This window comes from Arthrobacter sp. Y3223164 (assembly GCF_059091005.1).
On sequence record NZ_JBNHGF010000424.1, the window covers coordinates 1 to 2,249 of the forward strand.

Genomic DNA, 2,249 nt, shown 5'->3' on the forward strand with positions numbered 1-2,249 from the left:
CGGCGTGGCCCTGGCTGCGCAGCGCCGCGATCAGCGCGGCGCTGGGTTCCATGGCCGGTGCCCGGTGCCGCTGGTGCAGCCAGTCTTCGGTTCCGGCCCGCAGCAGGGACGGATCGCGGGTCAGCGCGTGGACCAGCAGGGCGGCGCGGCCGGAATTGGCGGCGGCCACGTGGTGCGGCACGGACGCGGGCAGGAGGTTGCGCGCGGTTTCCGTGGAAAGCTCGTAGGCCGGGATGGCCAGCACGGGCACGATGTCCGGGCAGATCGGCACGCAGGTGCTGGCGAACACGCCGGCCTCTTCCCAGGAGATGGCCAGCTGTCCGCCCAGGGCCGGAGCCACGTTGTCGGGGTGGCCCTCCAGCGCCGAGCAAACCTGCAGGATGTCTCCCGCCCCCAGCCGTTCCCGCTCCGGCAGCAGCGCGTTGGCCAACAGCACGGCGGAGACTACGGCGGCGGCCGAGGATCCCATGCCGCGGCCGTGCGGAATGAGGTTCCGGGCCCGCAGGCGCAGCCCGCCGGCGTCGTACCCGGCCTCACGCAGCGTGCCGCGCAGGGTGCGGATGATCAGGTGGCTTTCATCGGCGGGCAGCCCCGCCGCGCCCTCGCCGCTCACGGAGGCGTGGAAGACGCCGTCGTCGGTCGATTCCACCGTGACCGTGTCGTAGTAGGCCAGGGCCAGGCCCAGGCTGTCGAAGCCCGGGCCCAGATTGGCGCTGGTGGCCGGAACCCGCACGGTGACGCGCTGGCCGGGCGCGATGCGGCCGGCCACGGCGGTGCCCTCCCCCGGCAAGGTGCTGCTACTCAAGACCCAGGGCGCTGGCCACGCTGACCACGTCGAAGTCCACCTTGACCGGCGCCGCCTCGCTGCCGTCCTCGGTCTGCAGGGCCCACTGCGGGTCCTTCAGCCCGTGGCCGGTGACCGTGATGACGATGGTCTTGCCCGCGGGCACCTCGCCGGCCGCGTGCTTCTTGAGCACGCCGGCAACGCCTGCCGCGGAGCCGGGCTCCACGAAGACGCCCTCGCGGGAGGAGAGCCAGCGGTGCGCGGCCAGGATCTCGTCGTCGGTCACCGAGTCGATCAGGCCTCCGGACTCGTCGCGTGCGGCGATGGCTGTGTCCCAGGAGGCCGGATTGCCGATCCGGATGGCGGTGGCGATGGTTTCCGGTTCGGTTACCGGGTGTCCCAGCACCAGCGGCGCCGCGCCGGCGGCCTGGAAGCCCCACAGCACGGGGGTCTTGGTGGCGACCGGCGGGAGCATGCCGGCAATGGCCGATTCGTACGGCGCGGCGTACTCCTGGTACCCCTTCCAGTACGCGGTGATGTTTCCCGCGTTGCCCACCGGCATCACGTGGATGTCCGGGGCGTCGCCCAGATAGTCGACGGTCTCGAAGGCCGCCGTCTTCTGGCCCTGGATGCGCGCCGGGTTCACCGAGTTGACCAGGAACACCGGATAGGCCTCGGAGAGCTTGCGGGCCACTTCCAGGCAGTTGTCGAAGTTGCCGTTGATCTGGATGATCTCGGCGCCGTGCGCGATCGCCTGGCTCATCTTGCCCATGGCGATCTTGCCGGCCGGCACGAGCACCGCGCACTTCAGCCCGGCCTGGGTGGCATAGGCGGCGGCGGACGCGGAGGTGTTGCCGGTGGACGCGCAGACCACCGCCTTGGCGCCGGCCTCCACGGCCGCGGTGATGGCCATGGTCATGCCTCGGTCCTTGAAGGAGCCGGTGGGGTTCATCCCCTCCACCTTGAGGTAGACCTCGGATCCGGTCAGTTCGGAGAGGGCCTTGGCCTGCACCAGCGGGGTGCCGCCTTCGCCGAGGGTGATGATCTCGGTCTGCTCCGATACCGGCAGCCGGTCCGCGTATTCACGGATGACGCCGCGCCATTGGTGGGCCACTTAGATTCCTTCTACTCGCAGGACAGAGGTAACAGCGTTGACGATGTCGAGCCCGCGCACGGCCTCGACGGTTGCGGCCAGCGACGCCTCGGAGGCCCGGTGGGTGACGAAGCGCAGTTCGGCGGTCACCTCGCCGCCGTCGTGGGCGGGATCCAGCGGGCCCTCGGTGTGGATGGTCTGGCGCATGGTCTCGATGGAGACCCCGTGCTCGGCGAAAACGCCGGCAATCTGGGCCAGCACACCGGGCCGGTCGGCCACGTCCAGGCCGATGTAGTAGCTGGTGCGCACCGAGTCCAGCCCGACGGCGGGCAGGTCCACGGTCGCCGTTTCGGTCCGGCCCGGGCCGCCGCC

The 2,249-nt window shown here is 71.1% G+C and carries 3 protein-coding genes; all 3 read right to left on the reverse strand.

Annotated features, from left to right (window positions below; all coding sequences use genetic code 11):
* Positions 1 to 805, reverse strand: an 805-nt coding sequence (gene thrB / locus AC5RUJ_RS14935; protein WP_494156106.1) for a homoserine kinase, incomplete at its 3' end; no start/stop codon positions are given.
* Positions 798 to 1,898: a threonine synthase gene (gene thrC, locus AC5RUJ_RS14940; RefSeq protein ID WP_494022823.1), complete on the reverse strand. Its 1,101-nt coding sequence runs from the start codon at positions 1,896 to 1,898 to the stop codon at positions 798 to 800. The genes thrB and thrC, both read right to left, overlap by 8 nt.
* The coding region (locus tag AC5RUJ_RS14945) for an ACT domain-containing protein (protein WP_494156107.1) at positions 1,899 to 2,249 on the reverse strand (351 nt) is incomplete at its 5' end.